General features: G+C 46.6%; 14 protein-coding genes. 4 read left to right on the top strand and 10 right to left on the bottom strand.

Translation table 11 applies throughout. The features are described 5' to 3' along the window. Positions 1–124: 124 nt before the first annotated feature. The 10 genes from DYADSP32_RS07725 to DYADSP32_RS07680 all read right to left on the bottom strand — a co-directional run bounded on the left by DYADSP32_RS07725 (position 125) and on the right by DYADSP32_RS07680 (position 17,770). Positions 125–967 carry an endonuclease/exonuclease/phosphatase family protein gene (locus DYADSP32_RS07725; protein WP_149243270.1) on the bottom strand — a complete coding sequence of 281 codons (843 nt, stop codon included), beginning with the start codon at positions 965–967 and terminating at the stop codon, positions 125–127. A gap of 1,203 nt (positions 968–2,170) precedes the next feature. Beyond that, positions 2,171–4,132, bottom strand: a complete 1,962-nt coding sequence (gene drt3b, locus DYADSP32_RS07720) for an antiviral reverse transcriptase Drt3b (RefSeq protein ID WP_149243271.1) — start codon at positions 4,130–4,132, stop codon at positions 2,171–2,173. Further along, positions 4,129–5,310, bottom strand: coding sequence for an antiviral reverse transcriptase Drt3a (gene drt3a / locus DYADSP32_RS07715; RefSeq protein ID WP_414617606.1), 1,182 nt, complete (start codon positions 5,308–5,310; stop codon positions 4,129–4,131). Before drt3a ends, drt3b begins: the two co-directional genes overlap by 4 nt. 146 nt (positions 5,311–5,456) lie before the next feature. Beyond that, positions 5,457–7,505, bottom strand: a complete 2,049-nt coding sequence (locus tag DYADSP32_RS07710) for an alginate lyase family protein (protein ID WP_149243273.1) — start codon at positions 7,503–7,505, stop codon at positions 5,457–5,459. Positions 7,506–8,360: 855 nt separating this feature from the next. Then, positions 8,361–9,191, bottom strand: coding sequence for a BclA C-terminal domain-containing protein (locus tag DYADSP32_RS07705; protein ID WP_149243274.1), 831 nt, complete (start codon positions 9,189–9,191; stop codon positions 8,361–8,363). A gap of 4 nt (positions 9,192–9,195) precedes the next feature. Continuing rightward, the gene (locus tag DYADSP32_RS07700) at positions 9,196–9,966 is read right to left on the bottom strand and encodes a T9SS type A sorting domain-containing protein (protein ID WP_149243275.1); all 771 of its coding nucleotides are present in this window, start codon (positions 9,964–9,966) and stop codon (positions 9,196–9,198) included. Positions 9,967–10,483: 517 nt separating this feature from the next. Next, positions 10,484–12,223, bottom strand: coding sequence for a SusD/RagB family nutrient-binding outer membrane lipoprotein (locus tag DYADSP32_RS07695; protein WP_149243276.1), 1,740 nt, complete (start codon positions 12,221–12,223; stop codon positions 10,484–10,486). Between the two features lie 13 nt (positions 12,224–12,236). Further along, on the bottom strand, positions 12,237–15,818 hold the full coding sequence (locus tag DYADSP32_RS07690; RefSeq protein ID WP_149243277.1) for a SusC/RagA family TonB-linked outer membrane protein: 3,582 nt from the start codon (positions 15,816–15,818) through the stop codon (positions 12,237–12,239). 186 nt (positions 15,819–16,004) lie between these two features. After that, positions 16,005–17,042, bottom strand: a complete 1,038-nt coding sequence (locus DYADSP32_RS07685; RefSeq protein ID WP_149243278.1) for a FecR family protein — start codon at positions 17,040–17,042, stop codon at positions 16,005–16,007. Between the two features lie 128 nt (positions 17,043–17,170). Next, on the bottom strand, positions 17,171–17,770 hold the full coding sequence (locus DYADSP32_RS07680) for an RNA polymerase sigma-70 factor (protein WP_149243279.1): 600 nt from the start codon (positions 17,768–17,770) through the stop codon (positions 17,171–17,173). Positions 17,771–18,610: 840 nt separating this feature from the next. Between DYADSP32_RS07680 and DYADSP32_RS07675 the strand changes: the two genes are divergently transcribed. From DYADSP32_RS07675 to DYADSP32_RS07660, 4 genes are all read left to right on the top strand, one after another. Next, the gene (locus tag DYADSP32_RS07675) at positions 18,611–21,754 is read left to right on the top strand and encodes a SusC/RagA family TonB-linked outer membrane protein (RefSeq protein WP_414617605.1); all 3,144 of its coding nucleotides are present in this window, start codon (positions 18,611–18,613) and stop codon (positions 21,752–21,754) included. Positions 21,755–21,768: 14 nt separating this feature from the next. Continuing rightward, entirely contained in the window at positions 21,769–23,247 is a 1,479-nt protein-coding gene (locus tag DYADSP32_RS07670) for a RagB/SusD family nutrient uptake outer membrane protein (RefSeq protein ID WP_149243281.1), read from the top strand. Positions 23,248–23,441: 194 nt separating this feature from the next. Further along, complete coding sequence (locus tag DYADSP32_RS07665) at positions 23,442–25,274, top strand: hypothetical protein (RefSeq protein ID WP_149243282.1); 1,833 nt, start codon at positions 23,442–23,444, stop codon at positions 25,272–25,274. A gap of 268 nt (positions 25,275–25,542) precedes the next feature. Then, complete coding sequence (locus tag DYADSP32_RS07660; RefSeq protein ID WP_149243283.1) at positions 25,543–26,307, top strand: phytanoyl-CoA dioxygenase family protein; 765 nt, start codon at positions 25,543–25,545, stop codon at positions 26,305–26,307. The last annotated feature ends 36 nt before the right edge of the window (positions 26,308–26,343 follow it).

Below are 26,343 nucleotides of genomic sequence, written 5' to 3'. Positions count from 1 at the left end.
CGAGGCCGAAAACCCCGGTTGTGCGTGATGTTCTTTGCACACCGCGTGCCTAGGATATAGGAGCCAGTTTCGCTCCGACTGCAAACCGTAGCGAAACTGGAAGAATAGTCAATACCGAGTTTCGTTAATTGACAACGGCTTTAATTAGCACCGGTAAATGGTCCGAAGGGTAGCGCTGATGCTTCGAATCCGAGAGTACCCCGTACTTTAAAACCTGGATTCCTTTGCTGACGAAAATATAGTCGATTCTCTTTTGGAGGGGAGCGTCGAATTTAAACGAATTGGAAGTGCCTTCGGGTCCGTAGGGTGGCTGCACGCTTGCCGTTTTGGAGTCATTCAGCAGGGATTGGATGTATCTGATTTGTTCCGTTTCGGGGGTGGAATTGAAATCTCCGGTCAGGATTACCGGTGTATCCCCAGCTATTTCCTTTATTTTTCTTACCATTAAGTAGCCCGATTGGAGACGCGCTTCTTTGCCCCGATGATCAAAATGAACGTTAAATACATACAGCTCTTTTTTTGTGACCAGATCTTTGAATTTTGCCCATGAACAAATGCGGTTACAGCACGTGGCGTCCCAGCCGATTCCCGGTTTTTCAGGCGTCTCGCTGAGCCAAAAATCTCCGGACTGAAGCACCTTGAAACGACTCTTTCGATAAAAAATGGCCGAATGTTCTCCAGCTTCCTTCCCGTCGTCGCGTCCTGCACCCAGGTGACCAAATTCGGCCATGGATTCCAGGTCTTTAAGCTGATCAATGAATGCTTCTTGTGTTCCCCATATATCAAATTCATAAAAACGGACCAACGCTTTCACTTGCTCTTTCCGATTGGGCCACGCGTTGATACCGTCGTCTTCGGTATTGAGCCGGAGGTTGTAAGATGCGATTGTTATCGGTTTATTTTTCTGAGCAAGTACAATTGAAGACAGGAAGCCAAGGAGGATAACCAGCAAAATAGCTTTTTTCATAGGGTTTTTTGAATAATTTTTGAATCATAGCAAACAACCACTAAATATATTGGATTCAGATAAAAAATGTGCGTATTACCCTACAAAACCGGTCGCCCGGTGATGCTGCCAGGTAGAGAAATTCTCTATTTGTTGGGCTGTACAGTACTTTTTTAACTCCCCCGTTGTGCGTGGTGTTCTTTGCACACTGCGTTTGCGAGAAACACTGCGCACGCTTTATGCGACCGTTTGTGATGACCTTCAAAAGTGTATTTTGGCCAGCATATTTACCCATCTCTACCGTTGCAAACGGTAATTTATCCTAATCCGCAGCCGACGCGGTGCGGTTCGGAAACTGCGGATAACAGGGATGCAGATGTCTGTTTATCAGCATTTTGCAACAGTCCCGTGAAGACACGGGCCACGGAGGCCAACAGGTCTCTCGGACACAGACCACGGAATAGAAACTGCGCAAAACGGGGTTTCTCGGAAACAGACCACGGTGGAGATAACCAGCAAAATAGCTTTTTTCATAGGGTTTTTTGAATAATTTTTGAATCATAGCAAACAACCACTAAATATATTGGATTCAGATAAAAAATGTGCGTACTACCCTACAAAACCGGTCGCCCGGTGATGCTGCCAGGTAGAGAAATTCTCTATTTGTTGGGCCGTTCACTACCTTTTTAACTACCCCGTTGTGCGTGGTGTTCTTTGCACACTGCGTGTTCGTGAAACACTGCGCACGCTTTATGTGACCGTTTGTGATGACCTTCAAAAGTGTATTTTAGCCAGCAGATTTACCCATCTCTACCGTTGCAAACGGTAATTTATCTGGATACGCAGCCGACGTGGCGCGGTTTGGAAACTGCGCATAACTGGGACGCAGATGTCTGTGTAGCAGCATTTTGCAGAGTCCCGTGAAGACACGGGCCACGGATGCCAACAGGTCTCTCAGGGACAGACCACGGAATAGTGCCGTGAAAACACGGGCCACGGATATCGGGACGGAAAAATGATGTGGCCATTAAACAAAGAGGGTTATGAAATTAATCATAACCCTCTAATGAATCAATGAGTGAAGTTATCGTGTGTATACCTTTCGGTACATCATTCTTACTCAAAATAAGCCTCCGCGTACGATTTAGCCCACCTGAGGGAGGTATTGTCGATTCACGTTACTAGTAATATGAATCTTTTGGACTTCATCATTGACTCACGATCTTAATAGGCAGCCGCCCATTCTTTTTTCTTCAAAACTCTCTCTAAATCAATATCTTGATCCCAGTTCATAAACCACATTTGCTGATCACTTATTTTTTGTATTTCGGTATCGATATCAGATGCTACATATTTTGAATGTCGCACAACCTTTCGCTTCATTTCAATGGGAATGTAAGGGCAACAAATAAAATCGAAAAACATGCAAGTGAATTCAGATTTTTGAAATGGACTCTGCTCAATTTCAAATTTCTTAACTACAGTCCTTATAAGTATTGACTTAAATATCCTATATTCTGTAATGTCGCCAAAATAATACAACAAAGTAATTATTTGAAAGTAATTTAACTTCAAGAACCGCTCTACTTCTTGTGCAGGGGGCTCTGAGTCAATTTTATGGATTCCAAAGTATTCTCTAATCTTTCTCTCAGTTATCAAGTAGCCACTCCCCAGCTTTTTAAGCGAAATCAACAAATTAAGTGTTTCTATATTAGTATCACTTGATTTTGTTTTTCGCTGAAAGGTAGTCATTACGAATTCAGACTCTCGGCTAATCTTAGAGAAAACAGTATGCTTAAAATCATTGCCTAGGTTAGTTACAAACTTAGCTAAAATTACAATAATTTGCGATATTTTAAATGTTACACTTGCATTAATATTTAATGAATAGCAGTAAAAGATAATGTCAAGAAGTATTAAAAGATAGTTTTCCAGTGATACTTGAACTTGGCCATCGACATTATGCCTTAATAACGACACCAATTTGCGCTTAAACAGTCTCACCACATCTTTGTTTAATACATCATAAGTCAGGTCGTTTTGCTTAACTATACATTGGAAATCTCTGATAAAAGATTGCGAATAATTGTATGGGTTTCGCAGGGATTTCAACAGTGCCCCTGATTCGTTGGTGTCATTGCTATCCTTTTTCTCAAATAGAGAATCATGAAAGGCGTCAACCAATTGTTTAAGTTGACGTTTGCCCACTGCAATATTAGTAATAAAAGGCGTTTTTCTCTTTTCCGTCTTAGCGGGATTTATATATAATTTGTAATATTCAAGCTCTTTTTTGTAAGTCCTAAAAATGTCCTCCAAAATATTCTCATCGTTACTGAACACGAAGAAATCATCTACATAACGTCTAATTTCATAGTCTATTCCAAATTTATGTCCTTTTTGTTCCAATTTTCTCAATACATGAAGATCAACTTCTTGAAGTATAACTTCAGCAAAAATTCGGGATATTTCAGGCCCAACTAATATCCCGTTAGTTTCATTATAATTGGCTCGTTGCATCAGCGTATCAAACTGATTTTCAAACGAATCAAAAGCTTTGTTCCGTTTGGCACTTTCTTTGTCTTTAACTGCCCAAGTTATAGAGTGGGTGTAAATATGATAGAAACATTTACTTATATCAAATTCCCAAAGACAATCGAATCTTTGCTCTAATCGTTGATATTCGTTTCGATCATAAAATTTGTAAATCAGATCGACTGGTTTGTAAACAAAATATGATTTTAATATTTTAGTTTCCAAACCAAGGATGTCGGGTTCTACTTCTGCATCACTTGCCCTATCCTTATCCTCATCAATAACAAGATCAGAGGAATAAAAGAATTTCGCAATTTTAGCAACTTTCCTTAAAGAAAATGGGCTTTTTGAGCAAAGATTTATAAGTAAAGTGTCATATTTTCTGTAAAATTCAATAAAAGACAGCTGGTTAGCAGGATGAATTATGCTAAGGGTTCTAGTATCGCTATTGTTGGATTTAGCAATTTCGTAATTAAACGGGACTCCGTACTCTTCCTTCTTCGCTTTGACCTTACTCATAAAGTACTCGTCTGATCCAGAAGAAACTATGTTATAAAAGCCATCGTTAGAAAATAAGATTGGAACTTCGTATGGAAGCAACTCGGTTAGCAGAATTCTATTCGCATCATCTTTATCAATTTTTACTTTACTCATTTCCAGCAGCGAGTTATGGTTTGTAATTCTGAATAAGTAAATCGATGATACACTTTATTTTTGAACCCATTTTTGAATGAATACTTTCCGATAATTGTTCGTTGCTCACTATTTAATTTAGCATTCAACTTAATTCCGAAGGAGTGTCGCTTGCTGTGCAGAGTACGTTGAAGAAAATTGTTTAATTCATCAAAAACAGGATGATTTGAGTTTTTTATATTTACATAATTATAATAGATTCCTGCTCGAAGATCATGACCGTCGCTGCGATTCTTGATACTATAGTTTCCAGTAAGAAATCTGATTCGTTTTTCTAGAATTGCGAAGTTTCCTGTATTATTAAAGTCGTTAAAGGCATATACAATTCTAGATTTAATCTTCTTCAATTTTTTTTCTGCAATTGAAATGTCAACTTTTTTCTTTTGTTTATCTCCGACTGTTAAGAATTTGTATCCAAGAAAGTTGAGCGGTTTGGGTTCAATTATTTGACGTCCGTCAAATAATTGAGTCTTTTGCTGGTTTTTCTTTAAACCGATTTCTAGGTTTTCATCTATTTGGCTTTCCATTTTTTCAAGTAAACTTCTGTCATAGCTAAAAATAATGATGTCATCAACAAACCGAGCGTAAAAATATACTCCGGGATAAGACGTTGCCCAACGATCAAATTTTCTCATGAACAATTCTGACATAGTGGAGCTGATAGATATGCCGCGTGGCAGCCCTGATTTGTTTTCGAGTAATGGATGACTGAAAAGTTTCTTTATCAGTTGTATGGAAAAGTATGACAGCATCGAATCGCTCTGGAGCTTTTCTACTATACGATCGCGATTTATGCTCTCATAGAATTTGCTAATGTCGGTCTTCAGCACCCAAAATGGACAATTTTCAGCAAGAAGTGTACTGACTTGCGTAACAATCATCCTTCTATTTGACTGAACATCTTTATAAAGGCGCCGAAGGTTATCATTTAATTTTCTCAGAATGAGCTTATCAGTCAGACTTGGTGTTAGATAAAATTCAGCCGATTTGCTGAGCTCGAAATCAAACGTTCCAGCTGTTATTTCAGAGAAGATTGCGTCTATTTCCTCAGATAATTGCTCTTTGGTCCTCCCGCTATTGGTTATTTCGACCTCTTTACACAGCTTGATGAGCTGATCGGATGAGAAGTTCTGATTCAAGTTATTAGGGTTTATTAGGCAATATAGTTTTTATTTACTTTTAAGGGAAGAATTTAGGATGATTTTATATCTAATCTTTTCGGAGTGGCTCGATCTGGAAGTTGCGTATTACCGGCTATACTCAAACATTGTGTCGGGCATTCCCTTCACTCCAACCCAGCCCACTCCCCGTCCTCAAACGGCACCCTCACCCTCCAAACCTTCCCCCCAACCCCAACCTCCACCTTCACCCCGTCGCCATTCTCCGAAATAATCCGCGATTTCACCGCAGGCGTTTTCTCTTCCGAAGGAAACAACAGCCACACAAAAGTCTGGTCGCCAGCAATGTCGGTGTGGTATATGGTGGTGGTATTGGGCATGTAGACGTTGTATTCGGGGCTGTACCAGCCCTGGATGTCGGGTTTTTCCTGGCCTTTGATGAAGCGGATTTTTGTTTTTTGCTTGCTTACGGGTAGGATGGCCAGGTTTCCCCGGGTGTTGGTGGTGCGGATGGTGTTGCCGTCCTGGCTCACGAGGCAGTCGGGATGCCAGTGCCAGAGGGCTTCTATTTTGCGGGCTTTGTCGGTTTTGATCCGGTCCACCACCACCCAGAACTGGTTGCGTACATACATCACCGCGCGGGTGTGGCTGGCCGTGCCATCGGTATCGAATTTTGAAAAGTCGCCGGTGGCGTAGTCAAATGCCGGGGCGATTTTCGCCTGGCTGGCGTCCAGAGGTTTATCGGCGAGCAGTGGGCCTGGTAGCTGTCCCTTACCATCGATCAGGATGAGATTGTGCGCCGCGCTGCCCGTTGCGTAGGGGCGGAATTTGGTGGCCACTTCGCCGGTGTAGGCAAACCGGCCCGCATCCACCAGCAGGTCACGCCCGTAGGCGGAGACGGAAATATGCAGCTTGTCTTTGTGCTGGTGCCCGCTTCCCCAGGGCCCGATGTCAAAGAACGACCAGTGGGCATCCGCGTCGTACCCGCTCCGGGAGATCAGCTGCCCCGCCCACGGGAAAAAGTAAGAGGGCCCCTGAACGGGTTTTGTGCCACTTTTTCCGTTGGATGCCAGGTAGGCCCACTCCGGTTTGTTGTACTTTTTGGCGGCTTCCAGGAGCAGTTCCCGGTCGCTGCCCCGGTCGCCGTCGTTGTTCAGTATACGAAAGCCGTCGGGTCGTATGGCCCGGGCAATGTAATCGTACATCTGGATGATGGTCTGGTTGAAAAAATCGGGAAGCGGACGTTTGGCGCGGTCGCAGATTTCCTTGAATAATTCAAAGTTGGCCAGTGCCACATTGTGGTAATGGGAGGTAAGCTCCGTCTGGATGCCATCCTGGTACACCTGCCCCTTCATGCTTTCCACCATGGTGGCAATGGAGTAGGAGATCCATTCGTCCGATTTTTTTAATTCGGGGAAATTGGTCGCCGCCGTCGCCAGGGCCGAGATTTCCATCGTCAGCCAGTTGTTGGCATTGTGAAACTGGCGGTTGTAATGTGCATGGTCCGGGATGCTGCTCAGCACCAGCAATTGTGTGGCGGGTGAGAGATAGGGGCTTTGGAGTAGTCCGAAATAAATGCGGGACCACATCTTTACCCTGGCCGCCACTTCCAGCCCACGCCAAACCGACGTACTGCTTTTGACGGCAGGGTAGGGCATGCTGGCGAGGATAAAGTCTTTGAGAAAAAGGTCCACGTACCGGGCATATTTTGGGTTGCCGGTTTCCATGTAAGTGTCGAAAACGGCAGACAGCTGTGTGTGGCGGTTGGAAAGCCAGGCCCATTCCCTGTCGTTATTGGGGCCTTTGTAATGCCAGTCACGGTGACCATCGGGCAGGACGGGCACCACGCCCCGCACATTCTGCACGATGAATACATTCTTTAAAATGATGTCGGCCTCCGCGGTTGTTTTGTCGGACGCAGCCGGCGGGGTTCTTCTCAGAAATGCCGCCGTGTTGCCGTTCTGATAATAAGCCAGCAGGTTGGTGCAAGCCGCCACCAGGTCGCCTCTTGTTTGCGCAGCCTTCACCTGCTCCATACCCGGCCGGTCCAGGTCAAACTGCTCCAGCATCGTTTGCATGGCGTCGGGCGCAAAGGTGCAGATGTCCTCTACGGAGGTCAGCTGCTGCCAGGGTTTTTTCTGCGCAAAGGTTGCTGTTGAAATGATTATGAGAAGCGTGCACAGGGGTAAGAGTTTTGTATCAAAACGAGGTGTCATTGAATGTTTAGGGTTTATTATCATAACTTGTTTTTAAATCTGGCAGATTACTGTATGCCTGTTAAGGTGGACGCCACTGGCGGGTGGTGACCCTGTCCTAAGAGTAATAATATTCAGCTTCCAGTTCTCTTACTTTTTGTCTTGATACAAAAAGTAACCGCGCGGCGGACCGCAAAAAATCAAGACGAAAAAATGCTTCCTAGCGCATGCCACACGCACACCCCGCTTTTTCGCCGGGCCAGCGCGCGCCACCTGCTTGACGCTGCTTTGGAGCTGACGCATCTAGATGCCCGCTTACCTTTTAATTAATTTACTGTGAGATTTTTAAATGCCGATGTTCTTGCGACTAAACGTCAAGGCAAGTTGTAGAATTTTCTGGGAATATCGGAGATTTCCAGCTTCCAATTCCTTTCTTTTTTTAACTTGACCGCGGTCCCCACAAAAGTTACCGCGCAGGTGGTAAGCCGCAACTTGCCGCAAAAAAATGAGGCCTTAAAAATATCTCCTGGCGAATGCCATAGGTACACCCCGCTAGACGTGCCCCGCTTTTTTGGCGTTCTAACGGACACGTCCTGCTTGACACTGCTCCGTAGCTTGCGCTTCCGTGCGCTAGTTCATGTTTTTAACAGATTTACTTGTAGGTATTTAGAATAGAACGCTTGTGGAGGAAATTAGGCTTAAAAAAATTCGCAAGAAAAGGCATGCTGTATCAAGCAAAAACGGATCTGACGCCAGAACAATCATGTTCCTGTCAGATCCGTTCAAAAGTGGTTTTACTATTGGATACGCCAGGCGGTAAACACATTTACCTGACTGGCATCCGGGTTATATGAGCCCGATGGTTCTGCCCTTTGATCAATTCAGGCGGCGGACCATTACTGATGCATTTACGTTGGTTGTGATTCCACCGGCCAGCGTCTGCAGGGTAACCGCCGCAGGACTTCCATGGTTTCTCAGGGATAATACATCCCCGGCAGCACCGCTGATGATCACCATACCCGTGTTTTGTTGTGTACCTGCACCTGAGCCGTAGACGGATCCCGAAACTGGAGCGCCATTCTGATAAATGGCAAACTGGTTGGGTTCAACACTTGAGACATTAAACATTACTTCATAAAGGCCTGCTGTTGCTAATATAATCAATGACGTTCCGGGAGTATGGATAATTGAACTCGTGCTAACGCCGTTACTGGTAAAGGTCACATCGGCTTGTACTGGCACCACCTGAGCGCCGTCATTGTAGATATAGGCAAATTCGGGTGCACTACCGGATGTCTTGGCATACAGTGCATAAGGCACACTCATCAGCTGGGTGGTTCCGGTGATGGTGTAGGTAGGGGTAGTGCCACTTGGGTTGGTCTCTGTTTGGATAAAATACGGTCCGTTGCCCCAGTTGATATTGGCGATGCTTCCTGCCTTCGAACTTCCGTTGCCGATAGACAGGCTCACCAGTCCGTTGGCGTTGGTTGTAGGGGTATGTGTTTCCTGGTACACTTGCGTGCCCGAGGCCGATCCCTGGAGAATGGAAATACGTATGCCAATCTGAAGGTCTTTAACCAGGACGTCGCTGCTGTTGCGGATAACGGCCTGATAACTCATCATTTCCGGTGCCTGAGCGAAAGCGGTAAGGCAAATAAACAGAGAAAATGCGGTGGTAATAATCGATTTTTGTAGAGTAGTCAGCATGGTTTTAATTTTTTACGATTTTAAATTCTTTTACTTCACTTTTGTTGCTCAATCGAATCACGTAGGTGGCAGGAAGGAGCGGGCTTAAATCAATCATTTTGTGACTGTTTAAGACTGTTTTATCCATCACCATCCGCCCGTTCAGGTCGAAAATCTGATAAGAGCGGTCACTCTTTTGATTCTTCGCATCCCTTACCGTCAGCAGATCAACCGCAGGATTGGGGTAGACGATCGTACCTGCCAGACTGCTGATCGTTACCGCACGCATGGTGGAGTAAGTGGAAGTCAGGTCAAAGTCGGTTTGTTTGAGACGATAGTAGCTGGTGCCCGTCAACGCACCGTCATCGGTCCAGTTGTATTTTGTAGAAATATTACTATTTCCCACGGCAGCCACCCGGGTCATTTCTTCAAAATGAACGGCATCGGCACTTCTTTCAACGGTAAAGAAATCGTTGTTGAGCTCCGAAGCGGTTTCCCATCGTAGCTGCACACGGTCGTTTACAACAGCTGCGGTGAAAGACACAAGGGTAACGGGAAGCACAGCGTCGTCAAAAGCTTGCTGAACGCCCTGGCTCACCGAGCCCGAACCGGATTCGGGTGCCGTATCAATGACCTGGCCTATGGAAAAACTGGCAGAGCCTCCCGCTCCGGTCGCATCGCCACCGGTGGCAACGAAGGCTTGCTGCGCATGGCCTGCTTGCGCGCCAAAAAGAGCAAGGGAGAACGCAAGAATTTTAATGACCTTCTGGTGAGGTCGGAGTAGTTTTTTAGTCATTGTTTTTTAAGTTAATCCAGTTGAGTTTTAAGAAACGCAATGTAGTTATATATCTATTAGTAATACTAATAGATATTACAATTGTCATGATTATTTTTTAGAGTTAATTCGACGTATAAGGATCAAAAAAATCGCAATTTGAGCCAAAGTCGAAAACACCTAGGTGAACTCAGGTATCTGAGGTGGTTTAAATTTTACGGTAGGTTTTTTTTAGAAGCCATTGTCCATCTCAGATGTATCGGGGCGTTGATAACCAACTTTTTGCTTAGGTGAACTCAGGTATCTGAGGTGGTTTAAATTTTACCCTAGCGCTTTTTTAGAAGCCATTGTCCATCTTAGATGTATCGGGCCGTTGATAACCAACTTTTTTCTTAGGTGAACTCAGGTATCTGAGGTGGTTTATATTTTACCGTAGCGATTTATTTTGGTCACCATTGGTGTTTTAGGCATAACCAAACAAAAAACGGCAACCCGTACAGGCTGCCGTTCGCTGGAAGTTTTAACGTTGCGTTTGATCTTATTGTAAAAGCCACATTTTCGCCCACTGATCGTTGGTGGCAGGCGATAGTCTTGAAATGGCTGCGTTCGTATTTTCCGTGTTGTAGTTGGTTTCACTTTCTCCGTAGATATATCTTATGGGAATTTGGTCACCTTTACCGCCGTTGATAATATTTTTGCCAATTTTGGGGTAACCAGTTCTCCGGTAATCAAACCAGGCCTCCATGGTGGTAAATGCGGCAGCCCATTTCTGTTGCATAATCACCTCCAGTTTGTCTGTTGCCACCTCATACTCACCTTTGATCTTGTCAAGGAAAGCCGTTTTGTTAAAGGCAACGATGGCATGCGTGGTGGGGTTGTAGACTTTCACATCGCCGTTGGCAATGGCATACTGATCCAGTGAGGCGGATACCCCTGCCAGCATAAAATCCGAAGCTGATCCGGTGATCCATCCGCGGGAAGCGGCCTCAGCGAGGGTGAAGTTAACCTCTGCTGCTGAGATGAATATACTTTTAACCAGCGGGTCGGTGTTGGTCCGGTAAATGGTTCCCAGGTAGGATACGAATGGATTGCCGGCACCGCTGTTGTAGATGGCACTGTTTAGTGCAACCGCCTGGGTGCGATGTGCAGCATTGTTACTGTTGTAGCTGTCCGGGTCGGAAAGGGCGATTTTGAGACCTACATACAAGGATGTGTCCACGCCCGCCTGGTATGTTTTCATATAGCGTTTCACCATTCCCGCAGCGTCTTTGGCAATCACCACATCCGCACCCCGGTCCCGTACAAGTGTCTGGACTTCCACCGGCCTGAACCAGATGGTCAGACGTGGGTCGTTACGTTCCTTTAGAAAATCTACGATTGTGGATGCCGCTTTGGTGCGGTAGAATTCCGACAGCGTCGTGGTGATCAGTGGCCCCATCGTCCAGGAATCGGTGGTATTGGTGCCCGGAAATCTCAGTGCAGCGTCATGGGCACTGGAGGTGATGAGTGGGTAGGTGGTGGGATCGGACACCATCTTTTTGAATTCGGCAGGTACATCCAGTCCCACGGCCTTCATAGCCTCGGTTTTGGCTGATAACCGCATCAGGTATCTCAATCGCAGAGAGTTGGCGAATTGTCTCCATTTGAGGACATTGCCTCCGTAAAGCAGGTCCGCTCCGCTTACCACGGCCGATTTCACAGAGACCGCTCTGGTGAGCGCGCCGTTTGCTTCGTCGAGGCTTTTAATAATGCCTGTAAATATATCGATCTGCTTATCAAATGCCGGTTGCAGATTTCCTGTGCCTTTTTGCGCTTCGGAGTAGGGGATGTCGCCCCAGGCGGAGGTCTCCACGCCGTACCAGAGCGCCTGCATTACTTTGGCAGTACCTTTTAAAAACAGGGAATCCTGGTTGCCGGCAGCACGTCTTTCCAGATAACTGGCATTGGCAAGTGGCAGGTACAAACCGCGGTAGTCGAATGGAAGCGACAGCCAGCCAAACTGATTGGTGACCGAAAATTCAAGGAAATCGCGTTGGGTATATTGCATGGCTTCCGGCACAACCCGCTGTGTAATATTTCCTGAAAAGGAAAGGTCTGCCAGCTCGGAAGCTGAACCCGTGATGACCGAGGTCAATACATAAGCCGGATTAACTTTGTCGTCGGTAAGTGAGTTGGGGTTTTTATTGATCTCGGTAAGATCCTGGCAACCAGCCACCATCAGCATCGCTGACACCATGAGACCTGCACTCAGAAAGTTAATTTTGGATCGAAACGTCATGATATATATCCTGTTAGAATTGAATATTTAATTTTACTCCCGATGACATCGTCCATGGATAGAACGAAGCCCTGTCATAACCAAGCAGATAGTTCGGTGTGCCCGTGAACTGGTCACTGCTGTTCATCATGGTAGACTCGGGGTCGATGTGGTTTTTAGCTTTGGTCCACAGCATCAGGTTTCTTACGAAAAGCGAAACCGAAATACCGCCGGATGCCACGCGCCTGGTCAAAGTTTCGGGAAGCTTGTAAGCAACGGATAGTTCCCTTAGTTTGATAAAGGAAGCATCGTACATCCACGACTGAACACCCCGGCTCCAGTAGCCTGCCCCGGGATCGGCGATCAGGTCGGTACGGAAGTATTTGGTTCCGTTTGCACCGAAGTTTTCGATGTATTCGCCGTTGGCACCGGCAATCACACCCGGGAAGAAGGACCCGTTTGCGATATTGCCTCCGTAGCTGAAACCGCCCAGTTCAGCAGTACGGCCACCCACATAGGTAAGGCCATCCATGGCATTGTACTTGTCGGGGTTGCCTTTGATCTCGGCAGCCAGTGCGGCATTGTCGCCATTAAAGGAATTGTTGCTCAGGATACCGCTGAGTGTACTCGACCCTTCTCCCTTGTACCAGCTGTCCTGCCGTCCGTCACGTGTAAGGCGCTTCATACTCTCGGAATAGTATTCGCCGCCCTGCCGCCAGTCCAGGCTTGCCGAAAAGGTGAATCTTTTCACTGAAACATTGGATTGGAAGCCAAGCGTAAAGTCGGGCATCACATTTCCGAGGAGGATGTTGCCTGTACCCAGTTGCACAGCCCCCGCAGCATTCAACAGCGGCCAGCCGGCGTAAGGCCCTTCTTTTACCCGCAGAACGTCGGGGCCCCAAAGGTCACCAACGGTTCCGCCAAGTCGTGTCTGGCTGAAAATGTTGTTTCTTTCCCAGAACTGGTGATTGCTCACCCCTGCTGGTAAGGCAGTAAGTTTGCTTCTTTCTTTGGTGAAATTGAAAATGAAGTCCCAGTTAACCGATTTGGTCTGAACCGGCACCACGCGAAGTGAAATTTCGGTGCCTTTGTTCTGTACAATTCCTGCATTGACGTTAGCAGCAGTGTACCCCGTTGAACTCGAAACCGATATCCCGGTAATCTGTTTTCTGTTTTCTACTTCGTAATAGGTGAAATTCAGCCCGAGTCTTTTTTTAAGAAAGGAAACATCAGCCCCTACTTCCGTTGATACGGTGCTTTCGGGCAGCAGATTGCTTGTTGGGGTGCGGCCGGGCAGGGAGTAGGTAGTAGCCTGGCCCCAGGTGCTTCTCACCAGATTCATGTCCAGCGCATATGGGCCTGTATCTTTTCCCACTTTTGCCCAGCCACCGCGTAGTTTAAGTTGCGAAATGGATTTGGGAAGTGTTAACAAATCGCTCAGCACGACACTGAGGGAGGCAGACGGATAAAAATAAGATCTGTTGTCAACAGGCAGCGTACTTGAAACGTCGTTTCGGCCGGTCAGTTCCAGGAAAATGGCATCTTTAAATCCGATCGAGGCCATGCCGTACAAACTGTTAATCCGTTTATTGGACCGGGTGGCCGAGTAACCCACCGACGAGCGGTCGATATTGCTGGCGGTGTATAAGCCTGGCAATACATAGTTTTGACCCGTTATGCTTGAGTATGAATTGTTTTGAAAGAAAAGGTTGCCTCCCACAGAAGCGTCTAGCGAGAAGAGGCTGATATTCTTTTTGTAATTGATCAGGAAGTCGGTGTTGATTTCCTGAAACGCTCTTGCCAAATGTGCGTATCCTCCGTTTGGAACCGATTTTTCTGATTTGGCCGTACGGTTGTCTGTGATGTAAGACTCATTGAAGCCGCCTATGCGGGTCATCACACTCAGGTCATCGGTGATGTTCCAGCTCAGCTTGATGTTTCCGTAAGGTCTTATTTTTTTGAATGTATTGATATTTTCATTTACCGTAAACCAGGGATTATTGAAGCCGTTGGACCATACCCTTTGCTGGACGTTTTCCTCTGTCCAATAGTTTTTGAGATCATGGATATCGATCCAGTTTGGGGTAAAATAGAGATCCTCGTAAGGGTAATTGTCATAGGACAATCCTCTGAAATTGTCTGAGCCTGAATTTAAGTAATTGAAATTGGCGCTGACATTTAGTCGGTTGGTGAAATTGTATGACGCGGATAGGGAAATCGCATCTTTGCGCAAATTACTATTCGGGTATACACCCGTTCCACGGGTATCCGAAAGGGACAGGGAAAAGCTCAGCTTCTCGTTGGTGTTGGAAATGGTAACGTCGTTGACAAAGCTATTACCCACATTGACAAAATTTTTGGCGTTGTCGGGATGCGCTTCCAGAGGCGTAGCCACACCATCCGTACCAAATCGCGCCACCGAAGTGCCCATTTGAGGCCCCCACCAAAGGTTGCTCGATTGATCGAAGTTCCCGTTTGAACCATTCACAAAGCGCTGCTGCTGTGGCACAAAGTCGTAAGGGATACTGGCCGTATAGGCTGCATTGACGCTCACGCCCAGCCCCTTTTTTCCTTTGTTGCCACTCTTTGTGGTGATAAGCAAAACGCCGTTACCAGCTCTTGAACCATACAATGCAGCAGCACTGGCTCCTTTCAGTACACTCACACTTTCAATATTGTCGGCACTCAGATCCGACATCACACTGATATCGGTTCCCGTGGGAAGCCCGTCCACAACGATCAGCGGAGAGTTATTTCCGGATAGTGAAGTATACCCGCGGATCAGTACCATTGGGTCGCTGTTCAGGTCGGGTGTGGTGTTGATTACCCGAACGCCGGACACCTTGCCTGTCAGGGCATTCACGACATTGTCCTGAGGTACTTTGGTAAGATCTTCGCTTTTTATTTCGCCTACCGAATAACCCAGTGCTTTTGTTTTTCTCTGGCGTCCCAGGGCTGTTACCACTACTTCATCCAGCGACTTGGTGTCGGGAGCCAAGGTTACAGACAGCTGCCGCTGTGAAGTCACTGTAATGTCCTGCGAAAGGTAGCCGACGAAGGAAAAAGTGAGTATCGAGGATCCCTCCGGAAGGGAAATGCTAAAAAATCCTTTTTCATCGGTGACGGTACCCCGCTGTTCTCCCTTTACCAGAATACTTACTCCCGGAAGCGGCTCCTGTTTGTCGTCTGTTACTACCCCTGTGACCCGTTTTTCGGCAGGCTGTATGGTTTCATTTTCAATTGCCTGGGAGCTGCCGGGCAACGTAGGAGGCATACTCAGGATGATGCGCTTTCCAATACTGGTATAGTTGACCCGGTCTGGTAAAAACAGGTTGTCGAGTATCTGCGCAATGGTTTTATCCGTGGTATTCAGGGTAATTTTTCGGTGCAAGGGGATCACACGGGAGCTATATACGAAACTTACTTTGGCCATGGATTCCAGTTGAGCCAGTACATCGCTGATCTCCATATCTTTTACCTGCAGCCGCACCTTGTAGTGCAAAAGATCCTGCGCTTCGGTATGGGACGCCCGGGATCTGACAGCGCTGAAAATTTGCAGTACCATTAGGGCGATACATATCCCCCTATAAGACATGAGTCGTCTTACATTTTTCATACGTTCTACTTTTAAAGGTTGTAAAGTTTTTCGCGAAGAATTGAATTAATTGTTCTGAGAATAAAAAGGAATCGGCATAGGGCAATGGGTTACAGGTGAATGAATTTCAGGGTTTAGGAATAGACGACTTTATGCTTATGTAAGACGTTGCGGGCTTTTGCACACGAACACGGTTTTCGTTACAGATTATCTGGAGTTCTTGATCGACGGTACACATCCTCCACCGTTTATTTGAATACCATTCTCAGCCACTGTAAATTCAGCGTTCAACGCGGTGACCACAATAGCCAGCTGGGTAGACAAGGGTTCATTTGAAAGGTTGGCCGTGATGGGGCAATTCAGCATTTCGCTGTTAGCCACCTTGATGGACACCCCGTAGGCTGTTTCCAGTCGGTCGATGACATGCCGCAACGGACGCTCTTTGAAAATGAATTGTTCGGGCATCGCCTCCTGCTTATCCACCATTTGGGGAAGGTCTATGAGGCTCATCACCAGTTCCTTATTTTCAGGCTGGAATGTTGCTTTCAGGTTTGCTGTAAGAAATACGTGCTTTCGCTCTTGGGCCCCTGAGGCATTGCCTATAACATTTACTTCCACTTTGCCGGTGATGACCTCCACCTCGGTTTCTCCGGTGGCCACATTTTTCCTGATCGAAAATTCGGTGCCGAGTACCTTTGTTTCGATCGTTTGCGTTTTTACGATAAATGGAACTTTCTTGTTTTTTGCAATGGAAAAAAATGCGTTTCCTTCCAGCTGCACGGTTCTGGTCTGTTTGTTGAAATGACTGGTGTACGAAAGCCTGGCTGCTGGTTCCAAGATCACAGTACTTCCATCGGGCAGACCGACTTTCGATGGTTTATCGGTGTCGTTTTCAAGAATAGTGGAAATGGCATTGTTCATAATCGGAGAAGTGGGCAGATCGCCCCGGTAGGCGAAATAACCGATCAAACTGCTCGCAAGAACAACAACGGCTGCCGCTGCATAATACAGGAACCTGCGACTGGATTTTGCCTGGCGCCCTCCGTTAGCGGCGGCAGGAGAGGTCCGATCCATGATTTTCATCCAAACCTGTTCCCTGCTTTTTCGATCACGAGCAGTATCTGCGTCCGGATCATCGAGCGACTCGTACCAGGTGTCCAGCACTTCCTTCTCCTCGGAAGTGGATTGGTTGTTGCGGTAGCGGGTCAGCAGCTTCAGGAAACCTTTTGAAAAGGGAAATCTCATGGAGGTTTTGTGTTGTTTTAAATCAAGACGTTTCAGGAAGAAATTTCCGCAAAGTCAGATGCACATTATTTCATTTATTTTTTTGAAGCAACTTTAACGGGGCAGGGGCAATACAATCGCACAAGCATTTACTGCAGAATGAGTGCAATCCACAGGGGAAGATAGTCTTTTAGTGATACCCGCATGGCGCGCAGGCCGATGGTGATGTGGTATTCAACGGTTCGCTTTGGCAAACTGAGGATGGATGCGATTTCGTCCGGTGACAGGGCTTCCAGGCGGTTAAACCTGAAAATTTCGCGGGTTTTTTCCGAAAGATTATCCATGCCGGCATAAATGGCTGCCATGAGCTCGTACAGCGCAAGCGAATCGTCGGTTTGATTGGCATTGGGTTCTGTTGTTGGTGTGTGTGCATTCTGATAGTTTTGCCGCACAATCTGCGCTCTTATTTGATCCAGTATACCATTTTTAACGGAACGGAAGAGGTAAAACCTCACCTCCTTAATCGTGAGCGTATGGCGTTTTTCCCAGAGTTCAACGAATACATCCTGAACTATTTCCTCAGCCAGCTCCTGAGAATGAAGTTTCCGTAACGCCAGCCGGTACATTTCATCTTCATACCGATCGTAAAGTTTGCGAAAGGCCTGCCGGTCGCCGTCAACAATGCCTGTCCATAATTGGGCATCACTTATCTGAGCAAGATTCATCTCCTTATTTCCAACTTTATCCATGGCGCCTGGTTTTTGGAACGAGCTATACAATTCAATTATTCATTGCATCTGCAAGTAATTTACGCACACCCACAGAATTTGGACTATCCATAAAACAGCGATTCTTTATCCTGTAATAGTTTATCTTGAATTACTAAAGATTCGGTCAAAATGAGGTATTTCCAATGATCGTCTGCCGGCTGATGGGTGTATCATGTGCGTCAAAAAAACAAACATACGTTGTGAACAGCGATAAGTGGCCTTGGCGAGGGTTAAATAAATGTTAACAAATTATAGGCAGGAACTATCGTTAAAAGGTAGATGCCCTGTGAAATGTGGCTGGAATGGAATTATTGCACATGGCAGTTGTGAAGGCTTTATTGTGAAGATGGCGTATGAGAATTTCGTATAGTGCCTTGCGTTTAATGATCCCTTCGGCTTAGCAGGGCATCGGAAATGACGGTTGCTGGCCATTGTTCGGCTTCCATATCCAATACCCTTTTTTAGTGAAGGACTCTGGACTACTTTTGGGTTGTATGTTGCATGGGTAACGCAGGCGGTTTAGCCTGCACAATTGCCGTCCTCTTCGGATGCTTGTAACGGGTTCAGGAAGGTTTAAATCAGGCGATTGAAGCGGTGCAGATACGTTGTCTTCCATTTATGGCAGTCGCAAAATACCTCCTGAAAAATAGTATTACAAAAGCAAACAAAAGTAGAGGAACAGCAATCGGGCAGAACTTAGTTTTGTGAAAGTTAAATTATGCAAAACCTTCTAAGCCAATTGTTATGCAAGAGAAAACATTACTGCATCTTTTTCACTCTAGGAATCTTTTGTTATTTGTTGTGATGATGTGCTTTTGTATGCAAGCATCATTTTCGCAGACAACAGGGAAGATATCGGGGAAAATTGTTGACGAGAAAAACGAAGTGCTGCCTGGCGTCAATATACAGGTGAAGGGAACCACCACAGGTGCCAGCACGGATGCCCAGGGGAATTATTCAGTGATTGCCCCAGAGGGTGCATCGCTTATATTTTCTTTCATAGGTTACCAAAGCCAGGAAATTGCCGCTGGTAACAGCTCGGTAATTAATGTGACGCTAAAGGCCGACATCGCGGTTCTTCAGGAGGTTTTGGTGGTGGGTTATGGCACGCAGTCACGGGAAACAGTGACCACTTCTATTTCCAAGCTCGACAATAAGGTATTGGAAAATGTACCTTATGCCAATGCTGCTTCTGCCCTTCAGGGAACAGTTTCGGGGGTAAGGGTGCAAAGCACATCTGGCCAGCCGGGTGCGGCCCCGCGTGTGATTGTGCGCGGTGGAACCTCTATCAACAACCCGAATGGGGCCAGCCCGCTGTATATTATCGACGGCGTGATCCGGACTGATATGAACGACATCAATTCCGACGACATTGCCTCCATGCAGGTACTGAAAGATGCTGCATCCACTGCTATCTATGGTGCAAGAGGCTCCAACGGTGTAGTGATCATTACCACCAAAACCGGGAAGTCGGGCCAGACCCGCATCAATTATTCCTATGATCTGACGACTTCCAAACCTGGAAAATTATGGGAGTTGGCCAACGCCCGCGATTACCTTACGCTGAACAGGCTTGGTGTATTTGGAGCCCCTAAATTTGGGAATAATACCTCACGTCTGACACTCCCCATGGGATATGGAACGGGAAATGATCTGACCAACAATACCGCTTTCACCACGCAGTACCTCACTCCGGACAATCAGCATAAACTGAATGAAGGCTGGGAAAGCATGCCCGATCCGGCAGATCCTACCAAGACGCTCATATTTCAGGATACCGATTTTCAGTCACTGATGTATCAGACAGGTATTTCGCACAATCACAATCTCTCCGTAACAGGTGGTACCGATAAGGCAAGCTTCAATGCAGGCGTAGGATACATGACAGCCGATGGAACGGTGATTACGACAAAATACAACCGGTTGAGTTTCAACTTGAATGGGGATATCAAAGTGAAGAAAAACCTGAGCGTTTTTTCGAGGGTTATGTTTTCTAGAGCGAAGAGTAATGTGCCCTATGGCTCAACAGCCGTAACCTTTTATCGCAATGCTGGTTTAGCGCCCACAGCCAAATACAAGTTTGAGGACGGAACCCTTGCTCCTGGAACCAACAATGGAATTGGAAATCCAGAATACCAGATGAACACACGGCTTTATGATAATTCCAATGAAAAACTTACCATGGCCCTTGGTGCTAACTGGCAAATTCTCCCCGGCCTGTCGTTTGAGCCCCAGGTTTCGATGTACAATGTAAATCGGGAAGTACGGTCATTTCAGCCGGGTTTCTGGAACGGTCCGCTAGCCTATGTAGACTCTCGTATTTCCTCAGCCAGTGCTTCAAAATGGCGCCAAACGCAGGCGGATGCTGTGCTTTCATACAACAAAACGCTTGGGAAGGATCATAATATAGACGCTAGGGCAGGGTTATCGTATTTTGTACGAGATACGTCGGGCATAAGTGCAACCGGCCGTGGAGCTTCAACAGATCTGATCCCTACCCTGAATGCTTCCGGTGAGGCCACTGCGGTAAGCGGTACTGTAACCAAGCAAGCCATAATGGGATATTTTGCCAGTGCCAACTACAATTATCAGATGAAATATTTGCTAACCGTAAATATGCGATACGATGGCGCTTCCAATTTGGGAGAAGAATATAAATGGGGTTTCTTTCCCGGTGTATCTGTGGGCTGGAACATGCATAAGGAGGATTTTTGGAATGGACTTTCACGGACCGTATCTCAGGCCAAATTACGTGGTAGCTACGGGGTCAATGGTAACATCACAGGGCTGGGTGACTTTACTGCGCAGGGTGCCTATGGCGTAGGGGCCAAATACGGTGGTGCCGCAGCCATACAGAATACCGTTATTCCTAACAAAGACCTCAAATGGGAGCAATCCAAAACCTTTGATATAGGTGCCGACTTTGGCTTCCTGGACAACCGGATCACCATGATCCTCGATTATTACCGCCGCGAAACCAGCAATTTGCTCACAAGCCTGCCCTTGCCACAGTCAACAGGGTTTGGAAGTGTATTGACCAACCTGGGTTCGCTTGAAAACAGAGGTTTTGAAATTGAGCTGGGTGCGCGTGTGCTTTCCGTGAATTCGCCGCTCCAATGGAATATAGCCTTCAATGCTTCCAAAACGAAGAATAAAATATTGAAACTGCCTTATAACGGTATTCCAAACAATCGGGTGGGTGGTATACTGGTCTGGGATGATGCAATACAGGACTACGCCTGGAAAGGCGGGCTGCAGGAAGGAATCAGGCTCGGTGAAATGTACGACAGGCAGCAGGTGGGCATCTATGCGACCGACGAAGCTGCCAGCAAAGGTCCTGTTGCTTCCTACATCGTGGGGGCCGACAAAACACAGTTTGGCGGGGATGTGGAATATTATGATGCCGATAAAAACGGAATCATTGACTCACGCGACAAACGTTATATGGGAAATTCCTATCCTTTGTGGACGGGTGGTTTGTCTAACAATTTGATGTATAAAGGCTTCAACCTCTATGTGCGTATGGATTATACCACCGGACATACGATTTTCAACTGGGGACGCATGTTCCTGGATGGCAATTTGTATTCGGATGGAAACCTCACCCAACGAATGGTTGACCGCTCCTGGAAAAAACAGGGTGACATCACCGACATGCCACGCTCGTACTGGGGTGGGGAAAGAACGCAGCGTAATTTGTTCGATGGTGTGACCACAAGCGGAAACTCCACATACATGGAGTCGGGTAATTTCCTGGCCATCCGCGAGGTAACGCTGAGTTATAGTATTCCGTCCAAAATTTTGAACAAACTGAAAATAGCCAGTCTCCGGTTTAACGTCACGGCCAATAATATCCATTATTTTACCAAATACCTGGGCCTGAACCCGGAAGAGGGTGGCCAGGACGACGGACGTTATGCCATGCCTAAAAATATCATTTTCGGAGCCAATCTTTCATTCTGATAAAAAACGAGATCATGAGAAAATTTAGAATTATATCGATTGTCATGCTGGTGTGTCTGGGTACATTTTCCTGCGATGTGCTGGACGTAGCGCCTACGAGCGTCATTACCACCACCTCATTCTGGAAAACACAGAATGATGCCGAAGGTGCGCTCAACGGAATGTACGTGAACCTGAGAAATGTGTCAGCGGCGATTATGACTCTGGGTGAACAGCGCAGTGAAGTTTTTGAGGGTGGGGTGTATGGTAGTGGGCGGAATGACCTGTTTCTGAATGAATTGAGTGGCGATCAGCCAAACCACCCGGATTGGAGTGGCTTCTATTCGGTAGTCAATTCGGCCAACCTGATCATCAAATATGCTCCTGGAATTACTTTTAAGACCGAAGCAGCCAAGAACAACGTACTCGCACAGGCTCATGCCATGCGGGCCTATACGTATTTTGTGATGACCAAAACATGGGGTGATCTGATCATCCGTACGGAACCAACAGAGAGCTCCAACGCAGAAATCACCATCAAGGAGCGCTCGCCTCAGGCGGAGGTATTTGCTTTGATTAAAAGTGATATTGAAACAGCGCTAACCCTATTCCCTGATAACAACTTTGTTACGGGACGGTCCAAGTGGTCCAAGGCTGCGGCCAACACTTTGAAAGCGGATGTTTTTCTCTGGACAGGAAAAAAACTCAATGGGGGGCAGGCAGACTTCACCACCGCGCTCAACGCCATTACCGAGGTAGAAAAGGCGGATGTTTCTCTATTGCCCAATTTTTCAGACCTGTTTGAATATGCCAACAAAGGCAACAAGGAGACGATCATGACGATCCGCTACCAGGATCTGGATGGAGCCGCAAACAATCAGTTCTGGCTGCACTGGATTATTGACAGCGCCATTCCTGCCAACATTGATGCGGCTACCAAAGCGCTGATCCAGCCCGTTGGCGGCGGGCAGGGACTATTGGTGCTCACGCCGCTGGTCCGGAATCAGTTTACCGAGGACGACACAAGAAAGAAGGGGTCGTTCTATGAAATATTCACCTATGACGCCGCGGGTAAACCCACCTTTTACACCACTTTGGCTATGAAGGGAAGAGGATTGCTGACCGGAGGTACGCGGTTATTTTTAAGCGACATTGTGCTTTATCGTTATGCCGATGTCGTTCTGTTGAAAGCCGAAGCTAAAAATGCACTGGGACAGAATCCCGCAGAGGAAATTAACAAAGTACGCATGAGAGCATACAAAACGGCCTATGACAAACATGTGTTTGTGAACGGAACAAAAGAAGCCAATGATGAGATCATCCTCAAAGAAAGGCTTTTTGAATTGGTATACGAAGGAAAAAGATGGTGGGATCTGGTGCGGTTTGACAAGGCATTCGATCTGGTGCCGAACCTGAAAAGTAAAAAGGGCCAAAACGACTTGTTACTTTTTCCCATAGCCAATACAGTGCTCAGTCTCGAACCGAAAGTGAAGCAGAATCCGGGGTTTAAATAAAGAAGAAGAGGGGAAAGGAAAAGGGAGGAAAGGAGGATGGGGAAAGGAGGAGGAATGGCTGCCCGCCGCGCTTTCATTGTTGGCGATTGTCATTAGGTTAAGGGATTAATTTTTGGTAGCCTTTTTTGGCTCCCAGGAGCTATCCAACTGTAAAGCTTTAAAACTGTTCAGTCACAAAAATGTAGCCAAAAAATATGCAGGAAACAGAAAAGGGTCGCCGCGAATTTTTGAAAAACACCATGGCAAGCGTAGGGGCCGTACCCTTGCTTCCCGGAATTTTCGGTGATCCTTCCATTTCTGAGTCGGATGCCCGGCCGGCAAAGGCTGGGGAAGACCTGATAAAGAAGCACAAAAACCTCTTCAACGGCGATACCTGTGTGTTTTTCTATAATCCTGAAAAATGGCAGCCGGAAGATTACAAATTTGCTGTTGTAATTAATCCAAGAACCGGAAAGCGCAATACCAAAGAAACTTTGCAGGGCGGGCCTTTTGCCGCAAAAGCCATTCACCGGTTTGTGGATGAGCTGGCAGATAACGACATCGATACCTTTGTGATTAATGCCAATGCTTCCAGAGCCTGGTATCCCAGCAAAACCATTCCGAGCATTCTGGATGGCTACAAAAGGGGTGACCGGGACTTTTTCAGGGGGCATGCCATTTGCCAGGGCATCACCGAGCCCGAGGCGGTGGAAGAATTTCTGGATACTTTCTCCGCATTTATGGATCGGTATCAGGACCTGCTCGATGCCGGTGTGGATTGGCTGGCCGAAACTTCCAAAGCCTGCCGAAGACGGAAAATTTCCTCATGGGTAAGCATCCGGATGAATGATCTGCATGGCAGTAACAATTTTGAAGGGAGTTTTTTCAATTTGCCGATTCTGAAACAAAAGGAAATGCGGTTGAAAAACAGCGCCTATGGGCCTCATAATCCCAATTACCGGGAAGGCATGAATTATGAAAAAACCGAGGTGCGGGAAATAATGTTCAGGCAAATCCGGGAGGTGGTGGAAGACTACGATTTTGAAGGCCTTGAGCTGGATTGGTGGAGGCAACCGCTTTGCTGCGAACCCAATGCCACCGCAGAGACCGTGGAAATGATGAGCAACTGGATTCGGGAAATCAGAAAACTCACTCAGGCCAAAGCAAAGAAAACGGGCCGGCCCTATCCGTTTGGGATGCGTATCCCGGGCAGGCTGGGTATTCTCAAAAGTATTGGTCTGGATGTGGTAACCCTTTGCCGTGAAGGAACGCTTGACTTTATTTGCCCTTCTGGCTTTTGGTGCACAACCTGGGATATGGAGCATGATAAGCTCAGGGAACTGTTGGGGCCCAAAGTCACCATTTACGGTGTCATTGAAGATGGAGCCAACGCGCTGGTCACACGCGACCCGGAGCGGAATACCACCCAAAAGCTGCGTTACATGTCGGCCACCAAAGAAATGCTTCATGCCAACGCCGCTGGAAAGCTGGTGCTGGGTGCACAGGGGATTGAGTGGTTCAACTTCTATTGCACCGATCAGGCGAGGATTCCGGGTGTCATTACCGAATACGCCTCCCTTCGTAAAATATACGATTTGAGGTATTTACGCGGACGCCCCAAACATTATTCCTTTGCCATTGGCGGACGGTCATTTAACTTGATTCCTTTTGAGCTTCCTCCGCAATTGCCGGTGGTGATGGAGCCCATTTCCCAGCATCCGTTGAAAATTCCAATGTGTGCCGAACCGACGGACTTAAACCTGGAACTGGTGGTACAGATCGTACTGAAAGCCGGTGATCAGGTAACACACTTACCGGTTTCGTTCAATGGTTGCTGGCCAAATCTGAACCATGAAAAAACGGATAAGTTGCTGTTTCCAACGGGGTCGTATACACAGCATGCCGAAGAAAATACAGCCTACAATTTCCGCTTTCCGGTAGGATTGGTCAGGGAAGGCTGGAATGAGATCGTGGTGGAGAACGGCGGTAAGTCGGTGGTGACGGTGGCTTGTATCGAACTGGCAATACGGGCTAAAACCGGTGTCTGATGGTAAAACTTGTAGATAATTGTATTGATGAATGGTTGCGGGGTTGGATTGCTGAATGGTTATATGGTTGAATTGTTGAAGGGTTAAATGGTTGAATTGCTTAGGGGGGAGTTGTCGAGGGTTTTTGATTCAATGTTTTGATATTAAGCTATTTGTTAACTGTAAATTCTAGGTTATAACAATTCAACAATATAACAATTTTACCATGCGGCGGACCGCATTTGCTATAAAAGAGTAAGTCTGTTAAATCTGAATCATTTGAAAAACAATGGATATCCAATCAATTAAAAGAAAATTTGAAGAGGATGGGTACGTTTTCCTGCCCGGCTTCCTGTCTGTGGAAGAGATCGGTGAGCTTAATGGAAAACTGGAAAGTTTTATTCAAAATGTTGTGCCGGGATTACCCGCTACGGATGTGTTTTATGAAGATAAAAATGATCTGTCTACCCTAAAGCAGATTATGCATATTTCTGATTATGATCCCGACTTTGCTCCTTTGCTCCATGATAGTAAATTCAGTGAAATAGCGGAGGTGTTACTGGAAGATAAGGTGGTTCCACGTATCCTGGAGTATTTTAACAAACCTCCGAAAATCGGGAAACCAACTCCCCCACATCAGGACGGATATTACTTCATGCTTAAGCCCGCCAAGGCAGTTACGATGTGGATGGCGCTGGAAAACGTGGACGAGGCCAACGGTTGTGTACGTTACGTAAAAGGCTCTCATCGCAAAGGCATGCGTACACACGGGCGTACCCAGACATTAGGCTTCTCTCAGGGTATTGTCGATTTTGGATTGCCTGATGATATGGAAAACGAGATTGCTTTTCCTGCCCGGCCTGGCGATCTGCTGATCCACGACTCCCTCACCATTCATCGGGCGGATGGCAATCAAACCCCCGACCGCACCCGTAAAGCCCTGGGTTTTATCTATTTTGGAGAGTCAGCCAAAGAAGATGTGGAAGCCAAAGCCGCTTATCAGGCCAAGCTGCAACAGGAAATGCAGGCAAAGGGAGAGTTAATCGGAGAATGAAGTAAACCTTAGTGCCCATCATTTAATCCACCATTG

It is taken from the genome of Dyadobacter sp. 32 (genome assembly GCF_902506755.1).
Lineage (GTDB): Bacteria > Bacteroidota > Bacteroidia > Cytophagales > Spirosomataceae > Dyadobacter.
The sequence above is the reverse complement of the archived record's forward strand: the minus strand, read 5'-3'. Positions and strand labels throughout refer to the sequence as shown.

What these genes read in the sequence shown, in the direction of transcription:
- DYADSP32_RS07680 (WP_149243279.1), bottom strand. Translation starts at nt 17,770, where the DNA reads ATGGATAAAGTTGGAAATAAGGAGATGAATCTTGCTCAGATAAGTGAT.
- DYADSP32_RS07675 (WP_414617605.1), top strand. Translation starts at nt 18,611, where the DNA reads ATGCAAGCATCATTTTCGCAGACAACAGGGAAGATATCGGGGAAAATT.
- DYADSP32_RS07705 (WP_149243274.1), bottom strand. Translation starts at nt 9,191, where the DNA reads ATGCTGACTACTCTACAAAAATCGATTATTACCACCGCATTTTCTCTG.
- DYADSP32_RS07685 (WP_149243278.1), bottom strand. Translation starts at nt 17,042, where the DNA reads ATGAGATTTCCCTTTTCAAAAGGTTTCCTGAAGCTGCTGACCCGCTAC.
- drt3b (WP_149243271.1), bottom strand. Translation starts at nt 4,132, where the DNA reads ATGAGTAAAGTAAAAATTGATAAAGATGATGCGAATAGAATTCTGCTA.
- DYADSP32_RS07700 (WP_149243275.1), bottom strand. Translation starts at nt 9,966, where the DNA reads ATGACTAAAAAACTACTCCGACCTCACCAGAAGGTCATTAAAATTCTT.
- DYADSP32_RS07690 (WP_149243277.1), bottom strand. Translation starts at nt 15,818, where the DNA reads ATGAAAAATGTAAGACGACTCATGTCTTATAGGGGGATATGTATCGCC.
- DYADSP32_RS07660 (WP_149243283.1), top strand. Translation starts at nt 25,543, where the DNA reads ATGGATATCCAATCAATTAAAAGAAAATTTGAAGAGGATGGGTACGTT.
- DYADSP32_RS07670 (WP_149243281.1), top strand. Translation starts at nt 21,769, where the DNA reads ATGAGAAAATTTAGAATTATATCGATTGTCATGCTGGTGTGTCTGGGT.
- DYADSP32_RS07665 (WP_149243282.1), top strand. Translation starts at nt 23,442, where the DNA reads ATGCAGGAAACAGAAAAGGGTCGCCGCGAATTTTTGAAAAACACCATG.
- DYADSP32_RS07710 (WP_149243273.1), bottom strand. Translation starts at nt 7,505, where the DNA reads ATGACACCTCGTTTTGATACAAAACTCTTACCCCTGTGCACGCTTCTC.
- DYADSP32_RS07725 (WP_149243270.1), bottom strand. Translation starts at nt 967, where the DNA reads ATGAAAAAAGCTATTTTGCTGGTTATCCTCCTTGGCTTCCTGTCTTCA.
- DYADSP32_RS07695 (WP_149243276.1), bottom strand. Translation starts at nt 12,223, where the DNA reads ATGACGTTTCGATCCAAAATTAACTTTCTGAGTGCAGGTCTCATGGTG.